Origin of the sequence: Bacillus sp. NPDC077411 (assembly GCF_044543425.1) — a bacterium.
Classification (GTDB): Bacteria; Bacillota; Bacilli; order Bacillales; family Bacillaceae_G; genus Bacillus_A; species Bacillus_A bruguierae.
Map to the genome: position 1 here is coordinate 66,543 of NZ_JBITWA010000009.1, position 19,792 is coordinate 86,334.

17 protein-coding genes and 2 other annotated features are annotated in these 19,792 nt (G+C 37.6%); of the genes, 2 read left to right on the forward strand and 15 right to left on the reverse strand.

The window, feature by feature from the left end:
* Positions 1–30: 30 nt before the first annotated feature.
* Positions 31–149: a sequence feature (ribosomal protein L20 leader region), on the reverse strand.
* A gap of 200 nt (positions 150–349) precedes the next feature.
* Both thrS and ytxC read right to left on the reverse strand, forming a co-directional pair.
* A complete protein-coding gene (gene thrS, locus ACIGHG_RS13570; protein ID WP_336471030.1) occupies positions 350–2,281 on the reverse strand; it encodes a threonine--tRNA ligase in 1,932 nt (643 codons plus the stop codon).
* Positions 2,282–2,331: 50 nt separating this feature from the next.
* Positions 2,332–2,558: a binding site (T-box leader), on the reverse strand.
* Positions 2,559–2,590: 32 nt separating this feature from the next.
* On the reverse strand, positions 2,591–3,472 hold the full coding sequence (ytxC, locus tag ACIGHG_RS13575) for a putative sporulation protein YtxC (protein ID WP_336471029.1): 882 nt from the start codon (positions 3,470–3,472) through the stop codon (positions 2,591–2,593).
* A gap of 149 nt (positions 3,473–3,621) precedes the next feature.
* On the opposite strand from ytxC, the gene ACIGHG_RS13580 reads away from it, so the two are divergent.
* Complete coding sequence (locus ACIGHG_RS13580) at positions 3,622–3,819, forward strand: DUF4177 domain-containing protein (RefSeq protein ID WP_336471028.1); 198 nt, start codon at positions 3,622–3,624, stop codon at positions 3,817–3,819.
* 301 nt (positions 3,820–4,120) lie between these two features.
* Here ACIGHG_RS13580 and dnaI read toward each other — a convergent pair whose 3' ends face one another.
* The 11 genes from dnaI to ACIGHG_RS13635 form a co-directional block, all read right to left on the reverse strand.
* A complete protein-coding gene (gene dnaI, locus ACIGHG_RS13585) occupies positions 4,121–5,056 on the reverse strand; it encodes a primosomal protein DnaI (RefSeq protein WP_090916419.1) in 936 nt (311 codons plus the stop codon).
* A gap of 29 nt (positions 5,057–5,085) precedes the next feature.
* A complete protein-coding gene (locus ACIGHG_RS13590) occupies positions 5,086–6,474 on the reverse strand; it encodes a replication initiation and membrane attachment family protein (protein ID WP_336471027.1) in 1,389 nt (462 codons plus the stop codon).
* Positions 6,475–6,818: 344 nt separating this feature from the next.
* Complete coding sequence (gene nrdR, locus ACIGHG_RS13595) at positions 6,819–7,280, reverse strand: transcriptional regulator NrdR (RefSeq protein ID WP_090916416.1); 462 nt, start codon at positions 7,278–7,280, stop codon at positions 6,819–6,821.
* 362 nt (positions 7,281–7,642) lie between these two features.
* On the reverse strand, positions 7,643–8,026 hold the full coding sequence (speD, locus tag ACIGHG_RS13600; RefSeq protein ID WP_170857660.1) for an adenosylmethionine decarboxylase: 384 nt from the start codon (positions 8,024–8,026) through the stop codon (positions 7,643–7,645).
* Between the two features lie 371 nt (positions 8,027–8,397).
* A complete protein-coding gene (locus tag ACIGHG_RS13605) occupies positions 8,398–9,426 on the reverse strand; it encodes a glyceraldehyde-3-phosphate dehydrogenase (RefSeq protein ID WP_336471026.1) in 1,029 nt (342 codons plus the stop codon).
* A gap of 109 nt (positions 9,427–9,535) precedes the next feature.
* Positions 9,536–10,138, reverse strand: coding sequence for a dephospho-CoA kinase (gene coaE, locus ACIGHG_RS13610; RefSeq protein ID WP_336471407.1), 603 nt, complete (start codon positions 10,136–10,138; stop codon positions 9,536–9,538).
* Positions 10,139–10,186: 48 nt separating this feature from the next.
* Entirely contained in the window at positions 10,187–10,819 is a 633-nt protein-coding gene (gene ytaF / locus ACIGHG_RS13615; RefSeq protein ID WP_336471025.1) for a sporulation membrane protein YtaF, read from the reverse strand.
* A gap of 121 nt (positions 10,820–10,940) precedes the next feature.
* Positions 10,941–11,771, reverse strand: a complete 831-nt coding sequence (mutM, locus tag ACIGHG_RS13620) for a DNA-formamidopyrimidine glycosylase (RefSeq protein WP_336471024.1) — start codon at positions 11,769–11,771, stop codon at positions 10,941–10,943.
* A gap of 12 nt (positions 11,772–11,783) precedes the next feature.
* Complete coding sequence (gene polA / locus ACIGHG_RS13625) at positions 11,784–14,417, reverse strand: DNA polymerase I (protein WP_336471023.1); 2,634 nt, start codon at positions 14,415–14,417, stop codon at positions 11,784–11,786.
* Between the two features lie 296 nt (positions 14,418–14,713).
* On the reverse strand, positions 14,714–16,474 hold the full coding sequence (gene pnpS / locus ACIGHG_RS13630; protein WP_336471022.1) for a two-component system histidine kinase PnpS: 1,761 nt from the start codon (positions 16,472–16,474) through the stop codon (positions 14,714–14,716).
* Positions 16,467–17,183: a response regulator transcription factor gene (locus ACIGHG_RS13635; RefSeq protein ID WP_090916402.1), complete on the reverse strand. Its 717-nt coding sequence runs from the start codon at positions 17,181–17,183 to the stop codon at positions 16,467–16,469. Before ACIGHG_RS13635 ends, pnpS begins: the two co-directional genes overlap by 8 nt.
* A 603-nt stretch (positions 17,184–17,786) precedes the next feature.
* Between ACIGHG_RS13635 and ACIGHG_RS13640 the strand changes: the two genes are divergently transcribed.
* Positions 17,787–18,110 (forward strand): YnfA family protein, encoded by a 324-nt coding sequence (locus ACIGHG_RS13640; protein ID WP_396548926.1) that lies wholly within the window; start codon positions 17,787–17,789, stop codon positions 18,108–18,110.
* A 48-nt stretch (positions 18,111–18,158) separates the two neighbouring features.
* On the opposite strand, the gene ACIGHG_RS13645 is transcribed toward ACIGHG_RS13640, so the two are convergent.
* A complete protein-coding gene (locus ACIGHG_RS13645; RefSeq protein WP_090916398.1) occupies positions 18,159–18,632 on the reverse strand; it encodes a MaoC family dehydratase in 474 nt (157 codons plus the stop codon).
* A gap of 206 nt (positions 18,633–18,838) precedes the next feature.
* On the reverse strand, positions 18,839–19,777 hold the full coding sequence (gene mdh / locus ACIGHG_RS13650) for a malate dehydrogenase (RefSeq protein ID WP_336471020.1): 939 nt from the start codon (positions 19,775–19,777) through the stop codon (positions 18,839–18,841).
* Positions 19,778–19,792: the final 15 nt, after the last annotated feature.

Consider the following 19,792-nt stretch of genomic DNA (forward strand, 5'->3'; position numbering starts at 1 on the left):
TTATGGGAATACGTTTCGGGAAGGAAGAACCCAAACAAAAAAGTGCGGGCATACGACACCCACACTTATAATATCTCTAGTAAGAAATACTTACCTGTCAACTGCTTTCGCGTCAATCAGGTGAGAAGCGGGTGCTTCTACTTGTTCCACAAATCCGTATTCTATTATCCTTGATGATTTTACCATAGGACGTGATGCATGTCAAGAAGCTCTACTTCTTAAGTAACAACAAAAAATATTGTAACAAACAAAATGAATACATGCAACATTTTTTTATATAAAGCGAACTTTGGTTCTTATTACCAATCAAAAATGCACAAAAAAGCCGCGGACAAGCCGCGACTTTTTCTTATCGTTTTCCTTCAACCTTAATTAGGTCAACGAATGCATCTAATGAGATTGTTTCTGATTTTTGTTCACCGTATTTACGGACGTTTACACCAGTTTCAGCAACTTCATTGTCACCTACTACAAGCATATACGGAATTTTTTGCATTTGTGCCTCACGGATTTTGTAACCAATTTTCTCGTCACGAGTATCCACTTCAACACGAATGCCAGCACGTTGTAATTCTTCTTGTACTTTCTTCGCATAGTCTAAATGTACTTGCGGAGAAACTGGAATTACTTGTACTTGAACCGGCGCTAACCAAGTTGGGAATGCACCTTTGTATTCTTCGATTAAGAAGGAAACAAAACGTTCCATAGTTGATACAACACCGCGGTGAATAACAACTGGACGATGCTGTTTACCGTCTTCACCGATGTAAGTTAATTCAAAGCGTTCTGGAAGTAAGAAGTCTAATTGTATAGTTGAAAGTGTTTCGTCTTTTCCAAGCGCAGTGCGAACTTGTACGTCAAGTTTCGGACCGTAGAATGCCGCTTCACCTTCTGCTTCATAGTACTCAAGACCCATTTCATCCATAGCTTCTTTTAACATTGATTGAGCTTTTTCCCACATTTCATCGTCATCAAAATACTTTTTAGTATCCGCTGGATCACGATAAGATAAACGGAATGAATAATCTTCTAAATCGAAGTCTTTGTATACTTCTAAAGTTAAGTTTACAACGCGTTTGAATTCTTCTTTAATTTGATCTGGACGAACGAAAATGTGCGCATCATTTAAAGTCATCCCGCGTACACGTTGTAATCCAGATAGCGCACCAGACATTTCATAACGATGCATTGTTCCAAGCTCCGCAATACGGATTGGTAATTCACGATAACTGTGGATATCGTTTTTGTACACCATCATATGGTGAGGACAGTTCATTGGACGAAGTACCAATTCCTCATTATCCATTTCCATCGATGGGAACATGCCATCTCGATAGTGATTCCAGTGACCAGAAGTCTCATAAAGCTCTCGGCTTCCTAGTACTGGAGTATATACGTGATCGTATCCTAAGCTTACTTCTTTATCAACAATGTAACGCTCGATAATACGGCGGACTGTTGCACCTTTTGGTAACCAAAGCGGTAAACCTTGTCCTACTTTTTGGCTATTTGTAAATAGTTTTAACTCTTTACCTAATTTACGATGATCACGCTCTTTCGCTTCTTCAAGCATACGTAAGTGCTCATCTAACTCTGCTTTTTTCACGAATGCAGTACCGTAAATACGTTGCAGCATTTTATTATTGCTATCGCCGCGCCAGTAAGCACCAGCAACGCTTAACAATTTAAATACTTTAATTTTCCCTGTAGATGGAAGGTGAACTCCGCGGCAAAGGTCGAAGAATTCGCCTTGTTCATAAATTGAAATAACCGCATCTTCCGGAAGATCGTTAATCAATTCTAATTTTAGCTCGTCGCCAATTTCTTCATAACGACGAAGCGCTTCAGCACGTGGTACTTCATGGCGAGCAATCTCAAGATTTTCATTTACGATTTTTTGCATTTCTTTTTCGATTTTCGAGAAATCTTCAACTGTGATTGCTTCTTCCATATCGATATCGTAATAGAAGCCATTTTCAATTACAGGCCCAATTCCAAGCTTCACATCTTTATATAAACGCTTTAATGCTTGCGCTAATAAGTGAGCTGTTGAGTGGCGTAAAATGTATAGCCCATCTTCAGAATCTAATGTCACGATAGAAATTGCACCATCTTGCTCAATCGGTGTACGTAAGTCTACCATTTCTTCATTTAATTTCCCTGCAATCGCTTTTTTCTTTAAGCCAGGGCTAATAGAAGCAGCAATGTCTTCAGTTGTTGTTCCTTTTGGAAACTCCTTCACAGCTCCGTCTGGAAATGTAATTTTTACTACATCTGCCATCTTTAGTCACTCCTTTTTCATAGTCAAAATAAAAAACACCCATCCCTATAAAAAGGGACGAGTGTTGAATTCGTGGTTCCACCCTTGTTCCAGCTAACACATTGTTAACTGCTCAAGTTCATGATAACGGCACTTGCCGTCAGCAATTACTAGACATTCGTTCACTGCTGAAGTTCAGAGGTGGTAAGTAATAATCTCGTATTAAGAAGCTCACAGCCTAAGGCTTCTCTCTCTGAGAATCGTGGATAACTACTCATGTCCTCATCGTAACATTTTAATGTATTTTCATGTATGTACGTAATTATATGCTCAAAAATTTAGAAAATCAAGGGCGTTCCCTTTATTTTTGAATTTTGTCACATTCTTTTCAAATTCATGAAGCGCATATAACTGCACTCTCTCCTGAAATACATTTTGAATCGTTACAATCATATTATGATCTTGTTCTTTCGCATACAGATGAATTCTTTTAGGCGCGATTGACAGAAGCGGTGCCATAATATTCGGATCAATGTATAGATCTTTTTGAGAGAGTAATTCTTCTTCTATATACTGAACAAGTTTTTCTTGTTTTAAACGTCTTCCCTTTTCATCATAAAAGACACAACTATCATTAAACACGAGATGCAAGCAAGATAAACGTGATTTTCGGCTGCTTACTTGTTGCCGTAATGTTTCTACGAACATTTGATACTCTTGTTCTAACTTATATTCATCTATCGCCATCTCCGCCGTTCGATACAAAAATTCATTGTACTTTCTCAAGCGAAAACGAATGTACGCTTCAAACGAAAACGACATTGTATCATGTATCCATCCTTGTAAAGAAGACAGTACCAATTCTGTCCCTCTTTCCTTCGAAGGTGCATCTACTAATCCTTTTCGTTTCCCTTTTAAAATAGAATGAGCCATATGTAAAATTTGATTTCGTTCTTCTCGCTCTTCATAATAAAATTTATCTTTTAAAATCGCACTTATCCATTCATCTTGTTTCGTATTGATAATATATTGCACAAATACAGGAATAACCACTTGATCAATGTAGCGTGACTCTTGTATTGGTATATGAACAATTACCATTTGTTCGTACAAGTAAATGCTTATTTCTTCATATATATGATCTGTCCTTTTTTTAAGCTCTTTATATACAACAATAGCATCATTTTTTTCTTCGAAGCAGATTTCAATCACTTTTGTCCCCCCTTTTATAATTCTTGCTATTTCCATATATATTAGGGAGATGTACAAAAAATGATACAAGCTAGCATGAATTTTTCATATTCATAAGCTATTTTTATTGTATAATTTAACTATAAAGATTTTAAAAGGAGCGATACACTATGTACGAATATAAATTTGTTAAAATAGAACTAAAATCTAGTCTAATGAAATCCCAGCCAAAAGAAGATTATCAAACGATCATTACAGAACATGCAAAAGAAGGGTGGCGCTTCGTACAAATTTTTGCTCCTAGTACGGTAGGATATGGATCAGCTGCATATTTTGAACTTATTTTCGAACGAAAACAAACGATATAAAGTGAAACTTCCATCAGTGTGGGGTTCTTCATCCCCACTGATGGAAAGCCCGTCCAATCGGGCAAATGCCAGCAGTTATCCCCCCTATCTTCTTTAGAAAAGCGGAAGTGGCTCGCCCAGAATGTGAGGGGGATGGAGCTTCTGACGTAGAGGTGTTTTTTGCCTCATAGGAAGAAGCGAAGCCACCGAACATTCTAGCCACTGGAGCCGGACAGCGTTTTTCTCTCAATCTTGAGGTGAGGGTCTTACTGCACGCGAATAGCGGGATAATAAAAAAAAGAGCAAACTCACTGCTTGCTCTTTACGTATACCTACGGTTTTTTCCGCCAATAGAAATCGGCTTTGCTAAATATTTAATACGCTCCATAATGCGAGCTGCTTTCATTTCTTCTGCTTCTCCGCGCTGTGTATACGTTAAATGATGCTCGAGCTGTTTAAAATCAAAGTTAGATGTGAAAAACGTCGGTAAGTTCTCAAGCATACGGAATTGTAAAATCGCTCCAAGTACATCATCACGCACAAAGCTCGACATCGCTTCCGCTCCAATATCATCTAACATGAGTACTGGCACATGTTTGACGGCATCAATTTTTTCACTAATCGTATTATTTTGCAATGAGCTTTTAATTTCTCGTAAAAATTCCGGCAAATATACGATCATGGAGCTAATTTTACGCTGCGCTAGTTCATTTGCAATCGCTCCTAAAATAAATGTTTTCCCAACACCAAACGGACCATAAAAATATAAAGCTTGCACCTTTTTCCCTTGCTCGTACTCACTTAAAAATTCATTTGCAGCTCGAATTGCCTCAAACCGCTCTCCATCTGACAAATCAAGAGAAGACATAGACGCCTGCAGAATATCTTTTGGCATATAAATGCTCTGAATGAGTTTTTCTTGTTTCTTTCGTTCATCATAAGCCACTTTTCTCACGCAGCAATCGTATTGAATATCAATCATCTTCCCTTGAATAATAAGCTTTGGTTCGTATCCTTGAATCATGTTTTTGCATGACTCTAAGTTCGGACAATCTTTACATCCAACGCTTTGTCCAATGTACTCATATAACTTCACAAGGCTACGTTCAACCATCGACGTTGTTACTTCGCCTTTATGTTCTTCTATAAACGATTTCACACGTGGATGCGCCATTACCTCTTCTTTTAATACTTCATATCTATTCTTAAAATTTTCATTTTGCATTAACTTCGCAAATGTATTTTGAATTGGTTCCATTTCTTCACCTCAAAGGGAGCTCGCCTCTATTAGTTTCGCTTATATTTTTTCAGCTGTTCCTCTAACTTTTTACGCTCTTCTTCTAAATTCCCCTGCTCTTCACTGCGATGGGATGGCTCGCTATCTTCTGTTTGTTCCTTTAACCAATCTGGTACAAGTTCTTTACGAACCGTTTTCTTCGTCGTCTTCCCTTTTTTCTTTGTTTCCGCCCATTCTTGATATTGACGATTTTCCTCTTTCGCAAGCCCCATCGCTTCCGTTACTGTTGTAATTTTTTTACGAGCCCAGTGTCCGGCAATTTTCTCTACATACGATTTCGCTAACTTCATATCAGAACGAAGCATTACATAATAAATAAGTACATTTACAACACCTGGCGTTAGCTTCTGATGCAACATAACATCTTCAATAATTTGCAAATCAGCCTTCGTCGGCTCAGCCCCGCCCGAAATTTCTTTTAATAACTCTCTTGGTGAAATTTCTTCTAGCTGTTTAATGAGCATCTCTTCTTGTGTTGTCGGTTCTTTCTCCTTCATCGTCCGAGCATGCAACGGCTGCGTCCGCTCACTCAATATAGGAAGTGCCTGTCCATTCTCAAATTGGTACCAATCACGCGCACCTTTTCGCAATCGTTCCATATCAATTGTATTATGCTCCGTAACAGCACCAAGAACAATATTTTGCATGGATAACGGATCAATACCATATACGTAAGCTAATATTATCACACATTCACGCATCTGATCCGTGATTGCTTTACGCGGCACAAGCGCTGATAATCCTTCTACAAATAATGAAAAATCAAAGAAATCATTCCAAATTTGAGGTGCATTCCCCTCAGCTCTGCTCGGCATCACAGTCGCGTTTGGTATAAGCAGTTCTTCCTTGGCATGCTCCACTTGACCTGGATTAAAAGAACCAAACACATCATTAAAGGATCGTGTTGCATTTTCATAAGAAGCAAAATCAAATTCTTCTTCTAAGAAATATTGCTTCACTTGATTATATTTCGCCTTACTTAAGCGGTTATATAAAAAAATACTTAATACAATATCATCAAAAAATTGTTTTGGCATAAGTGGTGGCTGTAACTCATAAATAAACATGCGAATATCTTTTTCTTTTTTCACATACACATTTAAAAGTCCAATCGCCTCTAACTTTATACGTTCTTCATAAATATCCGGGAGCTGCATTTGCATTGTTACCATAATAGAATGATGTGTATTTTCTTTTCCAAATAAACGGTCCTGCTCTAACTCGCCCCACAATGTCATATATAGACTAAAAGCTTTACTGCCAATTAGCGGTTGATATAACATTGTCAGCACTTTACGATCATAATTGCTGAGCAGCCCTCTTGCACTTACTTTGTAACGGTCAATTGGCAACAGCTCCATCCATGACTGTCTTTCCATCCTTGCAAATCCTTTCTGTCATTCGTTTTCATGGTTAGTTCCACTTATCTTCTTCGTTTCTCTTTGAATCTCGAGGTGGAGGCCTAACTACCCGCGAATAGCGGGATAAATCTATTTTGATTTTTCAACATATAAATCGCGGCTATGCAGAATACAACATGCCCGCTACTTGCTTGCTCCATTTGTTTGTAAACCTCGCATGTGGCAGGAAAAGGACCTAACCGCTTCTATGCACGGCCAGATGCTCTCGTCCTCCTCTAAAAGAAAGAGGTTTTATGTCGTTTTTTCAATTTGTATTTATATATTAGTGAAAAAAGAGCTAATAGCTTACGCTTCTAGCTCTTTTATTTTCGTTCTTTTTGAAGAATATCTTTCAGCTCTTCAATAAATACGTTCAAATCTTTAAATTGTCGATAAACAGATGCAAAACGCACATATGCAACATCATCAATATCACGAAGCGCTTCCATGACCATTTCACCAATCATATCGCTTTTTACTTCTGACATTCCTAAGTTACGCAATTCCCGTTCTACATGTTGCGTGATTTCCTCTAATTGTTTCAACGTTACAGGTCGCTTTTCACACGCTTTAATTAAACCACGCAAAATTTTCTCTTTGTTAAATTCTTCTCGCGTCCCTTCTTTTTTTACAACAATGAGCGGCGGCTCTTCGACACGTTCAAATGTTGTAAAGCGATTGAGACAACTTTCGCACTCTCTTCTTCTGCGAATGGATCGTCCTTCGTCAACCGGACGTGAATCCAATACTCTCGTACCATTGTGAAAACAGGATGGACAACGCAATCCGTTCACTCCTTTACAATTTAATTTTATCTTAACAAAACTAAAACATTTTAAACAAGAATTTTCTCTTCTATATTATAAGCACTTGATCAAATACACTTATGTATAAACAAATTCCTTCTTATATAATAGATATATAAGTAATACAATATAAAGTGAAACTTCCATCCGAGGGGGTTTTCTTCATCCCCCTCGGATGGTTAGTTGAACCAATCGGGCTTTTACGGGCAGTTATCCCTCACCTATCTCCTTCACTTCTCTCTGAATCTTGAGGCGGGGGTCTTACTGCCCGTTAATGCGGGATAAACTAAAAAGAGGTGTATTATACACCTCTTTACATTTTAAATCAATTATCTTCTTTTTTAAAGAGCTTTTGTCTCTCTTTGCTTAATTTCGAAGCTACCTGTACCGCGAGGAAGTTCAATACTTTCTCTCGTCTTTGCTCCTAATCCTTCAGCGATATACTCCGCAGCAACATTTGGATCAATGCGATCACCACAAGTATATACATCAATACTTGCATAACCATGCTCCGGAAAACTGTGAATTGTTAAGTGAGATTCAGAAATAATTACAACTCCACTTACACCTTGTGGTGCAAACTTATGGAAAGCAACCTCACGTACTTCAGCGCCTGCTCGAAGTGCTGCATCCACAAATAATTTTTCAATATAAGGCATATCATTAAGCTTGTCGAAATCGCAATCCCAAAGTTCCGCGATTACGTGACGACCCATAGTGTCCATAGTATCCATTCTACAGTTCCCCCTTGTTAATTTAATTTAACTGTTCGAATTGAAAACTAATTTGCAATTTGGCTTGCTCCACTACCACGGGGGAAAGTTAGTCCAGAGAGGTCCTAACCCTTTAAGTAGTGACTACCACCTCAGCTCTTAAGTTTACGAATGTTAGTATACTTTGTTTATTTTCATTTTGCAACAACAGTTTTTTTATTTTCCCAACGACACTTTCCCTTTTACTTTTCTAAAAAAAAGGAAAAGATTCAAAATCACAGTATTCATAGCTATTCTAGGTGATTTACATAGAAAATATATGTAATTTTTTTCTATTACAAAAAGAAAAAAAGACAGGCTAACGCCTGCCCTTTTCTCATCTATTAAATATGTTGTACGTTTTCTTGTTTCGCAAATTGATCTACAACAAGCTTTACAAGGTCTACAACACGACGAGAATAACCCCATTCGTTATCGTACCAAGCAAGTACTTTTACTTTTCGCTCACCCATTACCATTGTAGATAAACCATCAATGATTGCAGAATGCGTATTTGTATTAAAATCTATAGAAACAAGCGGCTCATCGCTAAATGCGACAATTCCTTTTAATGCACCGCTCGCAACATTCATAAATGCTTCATTAATCTCTTCCACTGTTACATCGCGTTTTACATCTACAACTAAGTCAACAAGAGATACATTTGGTGTCGGAACGCGAAGTGCCATACCATGAAGTTTTCCATTTAAATGCGGAAGAACTTTTGCTAACGCTTTCGCAGCACCTGTCGTTGTTGGAATGATAGATTGGCCGCATGCACGTGCTCTGCGTAAATCTTTATGTGGATTATCAATATTTTTTTGGTCATTTGTGTATGCATGAACTGTTGTCATTAAACCGTTTTCAATTCCAAACTGCTCATCTAACACCTTTACAACAGGTGCTAAACAGTTTGTTGTGCAAGATGCATTTGAAATAACGATATGTTTTGTAATATCAAGTTGTTCGTCGTTTACACCAACAACAATTGTTACATCTTCATCTTTTCCTGGCGCAGTTAAAATAACGTTTTTCGCACCAGCTTCTACGTGAAGACTTGCTTTTTCTTTGGAGTTAAACTTACCTGTTGCTTCAATCACAACGTCTACTCCCAATTCTTTCCAAGGCAATTCTTTTGGATCGCGGTTGTTTAAAAGGCGAATCATTTTACCATCTACTAATAGATGATCTTCAAACGCTTCTACTGTACCATCAAATTTACCGTGAACTGTATCATATTTAATTAAATGTGCTAACGTTTCAGATGGGTAGCTCGCATTAATTGCTACAATTTCGAATGCGCTTTCTTTTACTGCCTGACGAAACACCATTCTCCCAATACGTCCAAACCCATTAATTGCCACACGAATCATAATATGTTATCCCCCTTGATTGCGTTATACTATTTATCTCAAATCCCAATAATAGTATAACACAAAAAGAGGATATGTCACTAAACAATTTCATCATTTTCAAAATTTTTTATTTAATAATATTCCATTCCTTTAAAATGCTACTTAATTGCGCTTTCGTTTCTTCTATTGTGCCATTATTATTAATCACTTTATCTGCTAATACTATTTTCTCTTGTAGCGGCATTTGGGCAGCAATTCGTGCTTTCGCCTCTTCTTGTGTAAAATTGTTACGTTCCATTAGCCTTGTAATTTGCGTTTCATTGTCCACATAAACGAGTAAAATTTGATCTACAATACTTGTTAATTTACTCTCGAATAAAAGCGGAATATCGAGCACAATCGCTTGCGCATTTTCTCTTATGTATCTATCCTTTTGTGCATTCATTTCGTTTCGTACAGCGGGATGCACAATACCATTTAACAGCAACCGTTTTTCTTCATTGTGGAATACAATGCTACCAAGTTTCGGACGATTTAACTCTTCATTGTCCCCAAGCACTTCTTTTCCAAATGCTTTTACAATTTCGTTATACGCTTCCTTACCAGGCTCCACAACTTCCCTTGCAATAATATCTGCATCAATGACTGGAATGTGAAAACCTTGAAACATTTTTGATACTGTACTTTTTCCACTGGCAATGCCGCCCGTTAATCCAATTACAACTGTCATCATAATCCCCCTTATAATAAAAGACGTGAAACAATCGTTTCACGTCTCTTACATTTTCCAAATTCCAATAATAATAAGTAATACACCTGGTAAAAACGTGAATTTTTGTAGCCATCGCATATTTGATAATACTGTCCCTACTTTCATTCCACTGAACAAAAATAGCGAGCTCATTACCGCAACTAATCCTGCCATCAGTAATGGAGAATATCCAAGTAAAGATGCCCCAATCCCAGCTCCAAATGAATCTAATGAAAGTGCCACACCAAGAAGAAGCGCTTCTATTCCAGAAATGGTTCCAGACTTATCAAAATCAGCAACAGTTGGTTTTCGTAAAATTTGAATGACAAGACCGAGAGACGCAATTTCTAAGTTCCATACTTTTTCTTCTTGCAGCGCATCCTCTTTTTTATCACTTTGAAAAAATTGATACAACACCCATGCACCGATTGCTACCAGAACGAATCCTCCAATTCTTTTCGCCAGCACCGGTGAAAAAATTTGAGCAATCATATGCCCGATTCCCATTGAGAGTATCATCACAACGGCTGAACAAACCCCGATTACAACAATTGATTTCAGTGGAATCCGAACATTCCGAAGCCCGTACGTAAGCCCTACACTACAGCTATCCAAACTTAACGTAAAAGCTAATAAAATAAGAGAAAAATAATGATACATCGATAAGCTCCTTCCCTATACATAGCTTTGCTTATATATATGACAAAAGCCTATCCGATGTTATTGTGAAAAATAAAATGATATTGCTGTCTATAAATCTGTTTACCGCTGTTTCGTTTGTTTAACTTTTCGGCTGACAAGCCGGACAATAATGTGTACCACGCCCGCCAACAACTGTTTTTTCAAGCAAAGTGCCGCACGTTTCACATGGCTCGCCTTTTCTTCCGTATACATAAAGCCGCTCTTGAAATGAACCAACCTTTCCTTGTGAATTCACATACGTACGAATCGTACTTCCACCACGCTCTACTGCTTCCGATAACGTTGCGACGATTTCTTTGTACAACGTTTCAAATTCTTCTTGTGTTAAAGAAGACGCTTCTCGCTCTGGGTGAATACGTGAACGAAATAATACTTCATCTACATATATATTACCAAGACCCACTAAAATACGTTGATCCAGTAAGGCAACCTTTACTTTCCGAGCAGTTTTTTGTAATTTTTCTTGTAAATACATAGGTGTTAACTCAGTTGAAAAAGGTTCCGGCCCTAAATCCGCAAGCGGCATAACTATAAACTCTGTACCTTTTTCAAACAGATGCATCGTACCAAATTTCCGTACATCTTTGTAACGAAGTTCTGTACCATCTGTAAAACGAAAACGGACATGTGTATGCTTATCCACTGTATCCTCACTATCGTGAAGCATATATTTCCCTTCCATTCGTAAATGAGACACAATAACGTAACGGGTTACATATATAAGAAGAAACTTGCCGCGGCGTTTGACCTCTTCGATTGTTTCGCCGCGCAGCATCTCTTTGAAAAGTTCAGCGTCATCTGGTTCTTTCACTAAATTTGGATATGTTACAATCACTTCTTCAATTGTCTTTCCTTTGACGAGCCCTTCTAGCGTTCGCCTTACATTTTCAACCTCTGGTAATTCTGGCATACTATCACTTCCTTACTTTGCGTCATACCACGTTGGACCGTATGAATAATCAACCTTTAATGGAACGGAAAGCTCAATCGCATGCTCCATCACTTCAGGTACAAGTTTCTCTAACTTTTCTACCTCTTCTTGCGGCACTTCAAAAATAAGTTCATCGTGCACTTGCAGTAGAAGACGTGCTTGTAATCCTTCTTCTTCTAATCGATCCGCCATAATAATCATTGCTTTTTTGATAATATCAGCAGCACTTCCTTGAATAGGTGTATTCATTGCAGTCCGCTCTGCAAAGCCACGCACATTAAAATTACGACTCGTAATTTCTGGGATGTAACGACGGCGATTTAGCAATGTAGATACATAGCCTTTTTGTTTCGCCTCTTGCACAATATCACTCATGTACTCTTTGACTCCTGGAAAACTCTCTAAATACTTTTGAATGAAATCTGCTGCTGCTTTTCGCGTAATACCTAGGTTTTGCGATAAACCGTAGTCACTAATTCCATATACAATCCCGAAGTTTACCGCTTTCGCTTGACGTCTCATATTAGACGTTACATCATCCTTTTCAACGCCAAACACATCCATCGCTGTTTTTGTGTGAATATCCATATCATGTTGGAATGCTTCAATTAAACCGTGATCTTTCGAAATATGGGCTAATACACGTAATTCGATTTGAGAATAATCTGCTGCAAACATGACCCAATCTTTTTCTGACGGAATAAACGCTTGACGTATTTTTCTTCCTTCCTCTAAACGAATCGGAATGTTTTGTAAGTTAGGTTCCGTTGAGCTTAAACGACCTGTTTGTGTTAACACTTGGTTAAAGCGCGTATGAATTTTAGACGACTCTGTATACACAACTTTTAATAATCCTTCGATGTACGTAGAATTTAATTTCCCTAACTGACGATAATGCAAGATTTTCGGAATAATTTCATGATGTTCCATTAATTTTTCTAAAACATCAGCCGATGTAGAATAACCTGTTTTTGTCTTCTTAATAACCGGTAAGTTTAAAGTTTCAAATAAGATGACACCAAGCTGCTTCGGTGAGTTAATATTAAATTCTGTTCCTGCCAGCTCATAAATTTCTTCTTCCATTTTCTTTAGCTGCGTAGCCAATTCATCCCCCATCGTGCGGAGACGATTTGCATCAACTGCAACGCCCTTACATTCCATATCTGCTAATACACGGCAAAGCGGCATTTCCAGCTCAGTAAATAATTCGTACTGCTCATTATTTTTCAACTCTTCAATAAACGATTGCTGTACATCATATAACACATGTACTTTTCGTGCTACGTGTTCCGCGACAACCGTCTGCTCTGGTACAGCACGTTTTGCACCTTTTCCATACACTTCTTCATCTGATTGCACAGCATGCATATCTTTCATTTTCGCAACAGCACGGAAATCTTTATCTGTCTCCGCTGGATCAAGTAAGTAAGCTGCAATTAATAAATCAAAGTCAATTCCCTTTATTTCATAGCCTTTCCACTTTAACGAAACAATTGCACGCTTTGCGTCAAATGTATACTTCTTCATCTCTGGATTTGCTAACCAGTTCGTAAAAGCTTCTGATGAAAGAGCAATATCAGCCTTGACAAAGTAACATCCATTTTCGTTTTGAATACCAAACCCTTGAATATCCGCTCCGTGATAATTATCCTCTTGCACTTCTACAATGATTGCACTATCCTGCTGCAACATTTCTTCCGTTACTTCTTCTACAATTTCAAATGAAATATCATCGAGCTCAGCTGCAGGTGTTTCTACAACCGGTGCGCCGAGCTTCGTTAAGAGAGAATGGAACCCTAAGTTCTCGAACACCGGAATTACATCGCTATGTTCATATCCGTTAAAAGCAATATCTTCTAAATGAATTGTAACTGGTGCATCGGTAATAATTGTCGCTAACTCTTTACTCATCAATGCTTGTTCTTTATTTTCTTCAAGCTTCTCTTTTAATTTCTTACCGCTCACTTTGTCTAAGTTTTCATATACAGCCTCTACTGTTTCAAATTGTGTTAACAATTTAATAGCTGTCTTCTCGCCAACACCAGGGACACCTGGGATATTATCTGATTGATCTCCCATTAGTCCTTTCATATCAATAATTTGCTTTGGTGATAAGCTGTATTTTTCAAATAACGTTTCTTTCGTATACTCATCTACTTCTGTAATTCCTTTACGCGGAATACAAACGCGCGTATTGTCTGAAACAAGTTGAAGCAAATCTTTATCTCCTGAAATCACTTTTACTTCAATCCCTTGCTCACTCGCTTCTTTCGCCAATGTTCCCATAATGTCATCCGCTTCGTAGTTCTCTAATTCGTAGCGAGGCACATGAAACGCATCTAACAATTCACGAATGAATGGAAACTGCTCTGATAATTCTGGTGGCGTTTTTTGGCGGCCGCCTTTATATTCACTAAATGTTTTATGACGAAACGTCGTTTTCCCCGCATCAAAAGCAACGAGCATATGCGTTGGTTTTTCTTCTTCTAAAATTCTCATTAACATCATCGTAAAACCATAAATGGCATTTGTATGTATACCTTTATCGTTATTTAAAAGTGGCAATGCAAAGAACGCGCGATACGCAATATTATTTCCATCAACTAAAACAACTTTCTTTTCCAAATGGAACAACCTCCCCGTAAAAAATTAAAACGATTTCTCAATACAATAGAAAAAGCCGTTGTTTTTCTTCTCTCTATATTACCACGACTGAAAGAGAGAAGAAAAACAATGGCTTTCTTTATAACTATATTCAACATAATAATTAAAAACTATTTTGTCATGTAAAAGGGAAGTGACGAGAATAAGCTTCCTTATCCTCGTCCCAAACTACTCCTTGGATGAAGGGGTTTTCATGTATTATAGTAACAGACCTTTATTAATATAAAATGAAGCTATTGTTAATATAATGTAAACATCTATTTCGTATACTTTTGAAGAGTAACAATAAATGTCGTTCCAACCCCAATCTTACTTTCTACAGTAATCATCCCATGATGTGCTTCAACTAAATGTTTCACAATAGATAATCCAAGTCCTGTACCACCCGTATTACGACTGCGCGCTTTATCAACACGGTAAAAACGTTCAAAAATACGAGGAATCTGCCCTTTTTCTATTCCAATACCTGTATCTGACACCTTTATATATACGTTTTGGCTATCATGAGAAAACGTAACAGAAACAGCTCCTCCGGCCGGCGTATATAGAATTGCGTTATTCATCAAGTTAATAAAAACTTGTTTTAACCGCACTGCATCTCCTATGACAGAAATATGATCATTCACATCAACATGCAAACGAATGTCTTTATCTGTTGCTTTATTATTTAGTATCATACCAACTTCTTCTAGCAGCTCTTTTAAATCGACAACACCCATATTTAATTGAAACCCTTGTTGCTCAATTTTCGATAAATCAAGTAAGTCTTCAATTAACGCTTGCATTCGGTCGCTTTCTTTCAAAATAATATGTAAGAAGTGCTCTCGAAACTGCTGGTTTTCCATCGCTCCGTCAAGTAATGTTTCTGAAAATCCTTTAATAGAAGTAATTGGTGTTTTCAGTTCATGCGAAACATTTGCCAAGAAATCTTTACGCATTTGCTCAAGCTTCTTAAGCTCTGTAATATCATGGAAAACAAGGACAATTCCTTTCCATTCATGGTTCGTTCCAATAATAGGAGCACCGTACACTTCAAAATGTTTTCTTTCAATTTCAAGAGGCAACAACATTTGCTTTCGCACTTTAACCTCTGTCATAAAAATTTCTTCCACGAGTTCGACAATTTCTTTATGTATAAATGCCTGATAATATAACCGATGCAAATACTCTTCATCTGTTACATGGAAAATCTCTTTATAAGAGCGGTTAACAAGACTAATATAACCACGGCTATCAATTAAAATCATGCCGCTCCCCATATTTTCAATAAGTGTATGCAACCGATCTTGCTGCATTTCTTGCTCTAATGTCATCTCTTGTAAATTACGTGCTAAAATGTTCATCGCCTTACTAAGCATTCCCGTTTCATCTGAATGTTTTTCATAAGCACGCGCTTTATAGTTCCCTTTTGCCAATTCAATAGCTACTTTTGTAACAGACTCAATCGGCCGAATATATTGTGCTGTAATTTTCATCCCAAGAAATATAACAACGAGACAAGAACTAATAAAGCCAACAATTAACAAGCCCCACATTTTGGGATGTACAGTTTTCAAAGATTCCATAGAAGCGTTAATAATGAGATACCCTTTCTTCCCCTGTGCATCTTGAATAAAAGTCGCATAATAATAAGGGTATTTATCCTTTGTTTCCTTCATCACCACTGTATGCGGTTGTTTTCTTGCTTCATAAAGAAGTTCTTCTATCACTTCTTTATGTAACACAGTCTGCTCTTTTACAGTATCATATTGAACTTGTTTTTGTTCATCTAGAAACGTTACGTATAAACTGAAGTGCTCTTCTAATTTCGAAAATACATTTGGATCCTTTAGAACATGATCAATTCCTTCCACCTCAACGACAGAAGCAATATATTTTGTTTCTTTCTCGATTCTCTCATGGACATGATCAACATAAAATCCTTCAAATACTTTTTCAATCAACATCCCTGTTCCTACAACAATAAGTACAATGAGAGAAATAAACGTAAGGAGAAGCCTTGAGCGAAATTTATTCATCTCCTTTTGGCTCCTCCAATTTATAACCTAATCCGCGGATTGTTTTAATATAAGTTGGTTTTTTTGTGTTTTTTTCGATTTTATCTCGCAAGTGACTAATATGAACATCAACAATACGTGTATCACCAGCAAAGTCATAATTCCACACTGCACTTAGCAGCTGATCGCGAGTTAACACGCGGCCTTTATGTTTCGCTAAATATACGAGTAATTCAAACTCTTTTGGCGTAAGTTCTAACTTATCTCCTTTAAAGTATGCTTCATAAAAATCTGGTAAAATTTTCAACCCAGCAAGTATAATACTATTTTCATCTTCTGCTTCCGGAGCTTGTTCATCATGAATTTTCGTACGGCGCAAAATAGCTTTTACACGCGCAACTACTTCTCTTGGACTAAACGGCTTTGTCATGTAATCATCTGCTCCAAGCTCAAGCCCTAATACTTTATCAAATTCATCGTCTTTTGCAGTTAACATTAAAATAGGAGTCATTATCCGCCCTAGACGCAGTTCTTTACAAACTTCCATGCCATCCATCTTTGGAAGCATTAAATCTAATATAATGAGATCAGGACGCTCTGTCTGTGCCTTATGCAGCGCTGTTTCCCCATCCATCGCTGTTATAACCTCAAACCCTGCTTGCTGCAGATTAAATTCGATTAAAGTTAAAATAAACTCCTCATCGTCTACGACCAAAATTCGATTGCTCATTCTATTCCTCCAAGTTATAGGTTCTAAACCTTCCTCATCCTAATACCCTTCCCCGATATTTCCATCATACTAGAAAACAAAATCCCTCTCAATACAATTGTGCTTTGAAAAATGTGACTTTATTTCCTACTTTACAAGCAGTCTCCTACTGACTGCTGTTTCACTTTATGCTACCCTTATACAAGAAAACGATAAAATACATTTTCCTATATTGTTAAGCAGTGTAGGCTTTGTTTCCAGAAAGGGGTATTTAGATACCGTAAGTCTAAAACTGGTAACGATATTCTACTTATATTTATTGGTTATATATTGATGATGATATTCTTAGCTTATATTGGGGCGACAGACCATAAATAGCGGGATAAACTACTCTTCTTTTCAAGAGTAAAGAGCATCTAGTGGAGTAATCTTGATCCTTTTTCGACATATAGATTGCGGCCATGCAGAAGAGCCCTCACTTGCTTTCTCTCTTTGTTTTACCTTGCATGTGGCAGGAAAGGGCACTGACCGTTTCTACGCATAGCCAGATGCTCTCGTCCTCCGAAAAAGAATGGTTTTATTTCTTTTTTAATTTGGATTTATATAGAATAGAAAGGAGCTTTTATGTTAAAAGCATTTATTATCTTTTTTCTTGCAGGCTTAGCTGAAATTAGCGGCGGTTACCTTATTTGGAAATGGCTGCGCGAAGGCGGTTCTATTGGAATTGGACTCATCGGAGCAGTTATTTTATTTTTATATGGTGTTATCGCTACGTTTCAAGTATTCTCAAGTTTCGGAAGAGTGTATGCAGCTTACGGCGGCGTGTTTATTGTCATGAGTTTGCTGTGGGGCTGGTGGATTGATAAGAAAACTCCCGACTTATTCGACTGGGCTGGGGCCTTCGCTTGTATCATCGGCGTATTTATTATGTTATGGCCGCGTGGGTAAAAAACGAAAGCTGTCCCAAAAGCACTATTTTTAGGACAGCTTCTTTCATTAAAAATTATCCAGTGATCTTTCAAATATCGTCGTTAAATGATGCGGCGGTGCTACTGTTAGTAACCCTTTTATTACTTCTTCTTCCTGTTCATTGTACGCAACCATTTGCATTTCAATGAAATGATCTTCTGGGTAAACGGAAACAACTTCAAAATGAATTTGGAGCGTTGTGTAGTGATATACAGGCTTTACAAATTCGAGTTCTTGTCTTACAACGTGACTTCCTGGACCAGGTAAGTACTTTGTAACTGCAGTTGTAACAATCCCCGTTAACATAATAGTTGGTACAATTGGTTTTTCATACGGAGTTTGGGATGCGTAATCATGCTGAATATATAACGGATTCGAATCATTCGTTAATCCTAAATATAATAACAAATCTTTGTCTTCTATTTTCTCTGTAACGGATAACTTTTCCCCTAATGTAATTTCATCCATTTTACGACCTAATTTGCTTCTTTTCTTTAACATGATACAATCCCTCCGATCGATATTTTCATTATCCTACTCGAAGTGATATATTATACGAATCTTTATAAAGACGAGAGAACATTCGCTACAAGTCTACGTGTTATATTGTAGGATACCTCTTTGTTAACGCTTTCAAATTATTTTACAAAAACATCCTTCTAATAGTGGAAAAAGATTCGGGAACCCCGAATCTTTTTCCTTCTTTTTTATGCAAGAACTTTCATTACACTGCGTATAGATTCTACAGAACGATCTAATCCTTCTTTTTCTTCCGGAAGAAGATCTAATTCAATAATCTTTTCGATTCCGTTACCACCAAGGATAACTGGAACACCTAAGTAAAGATCGCTATAGCCATATTCACCTTCAAGGTATGCAATAGCCGGTAAAACGCGGCGTTGGTCTTTTAAGATCGCCTCAGCCATCTCTACTAAAGAAGCAGCTGGTGCATAGTATGCACTACCGTTTCCTAATAGATTTACAATTTCACCGCCACCTTTGCGAGTGCGTTCAACAATCGCATCTAGGCGTTCTTTCGGAATTAATGTTTCAAGCGGAATACCACCTGCATAAGAATAACGAACAAGCGGCACCATCTCATCACCGTGTCCACCAAGAACAAATCCTGTAATATCTTTCACAGATAGATTTAATTCTTGTGCAATAAATGTACGGAAACGAGCTGTATCTAATACACCAGATTGACCGATAACGCGCTCTTTCGGGAATCCAGCTTCTTTAAATACAGAATATGTCATTGCATCAACTGGATTTGTTAATACAATAATAATTGTATTCGGAGAATATTTCGCAATTTCCTGCGTTACACTTTTCATAATTTTAGAGTTTGTTGCTACTAAATCATCACGGCTCATCCCTGGCTTACGAGCGATACCTGCTGTAATAATTACTACGTCAGAATCAGCTGTATCTGCGTAATCAGATGTGCCAATAATATTAGCATCGAAACCTTGTACAGGGCTTGCTTCTAACATATCTAACGCTTTCCCTTTTGTTGGATTTTCAAGTTGCGGAATGTCCACTAATACAACGTCTGCTAATTCTTTTTGTGCTAATAAGAATGCTGCTGTTGCCCCTGTAAATCCTGCACCGATGACTGAAACTTTTTTGCGTTTGATTGTCATAATTTCTCCCCCACT

What these genes read in the sequence shown, in the direction of transcription:
- ACIGHG_RS13635 (WP_090916402.1), bottom strand. Translation starts at nt 17,183, where the DNA reads ATGAGCAATCGAATTTTGGTCGTAGACGATGAGGAGTTTATTTTAACT.
- speD (WP_170857660.1), bottom strand. Translation starts at nt 8,026, where the DNA reads ATGGACACTATGGGTCGTCACGTAATCGCGGAACTTTGGGATTGCGAT.
- thrS (WP_336471030.1), bottom strand. Translation starts at nt 2,281, where the DNA reads ATGGCAGATGTAGTAAAAATTACATTTCCAGACGGAGCTGTGAAGGAG.
- ytaF (WP_336471025.1), bottom strand. Translation starts at nt 10,819, where the DNA reads ATGTATCATTATTTTTCTCTTATTTTATTAGCTTTTACGTTAAGTTTG.
- dnaI (WP_090916419.1), bottom strand. Translation starts at nt 5,056, where the DNA reads ATGGAACCAATTCAAAATACATTTGCGAAGTTAATGCAAAATGAAAAT.
- pnpS (WP_336471022.1), bottom strand. Translation starts at nt 16,474, where the DNA reads ATGAATAAATTTCGCTCAAGGCTTCTCCTTACGTTTATTTCTCTCATT.
- mutM (WP_336471024.1), bottom strand. Translation starts at nt 11,771, where the DNA reads ATGCCAGAATTACCAGAGGTTGAAAATGTAAGGCGAACGCTAGAAGGG.
- ACIGHG_RS13580 (WP_336471028.1), top strand. Translation starts at nt 3,622, where the DNA reads ATGTACGAATATAAATTTGTTAAAATAGAACTAAAATCTAGTCTAATG.
- ACIGHG_RS13645 (WP_090916398.1), bottom strand. Translation starts at nt 18,632, where the DNA reads ATGTTAAAGAAAAGAAGCAAATTAGGTCGTAAAATGGATGAAATTACA.
- coaE (WP_336471407.1), bottom strand. Translation starts at nt 10,138, where the DNA reads ATGACAGTTGTAATTGGATTAACGGGCGGCATTGCCAGTGGAAAAAGT.
- ACIGHG_RS13605 (WP_336471026.1), bottom strand. Translation starts at nt 9,426, where the DNA reads ATGATTCGTGTGGCAATTAATGGGTTTGGACGTATTGGGAGAATGGTG.
- ACIGHG_RS13640 (WP_396548926.1), top strand. Translation starts at nt 17,787, where the DNA reads ATGTTAAAAGCATTTATTATCTTTTTTCTTGCAGGCTTAGCTGAAATT.
- mdh (WP_336471020.1), bottom strand. Translation starts at nt 19,777, where the DNA reads ATGACAATCAAACGCAAAAAAGTTTCAGTCATCGGTGCAGGATTTACA.
- ACIGHG_RS13590 (WP_336471027.1), bottom strand. Translation starts at nt 6,474, where the DNA reads ATGGAAAGACAGTCATGGATGGAGCTGTTGCCAATTGACCGTTACAAA.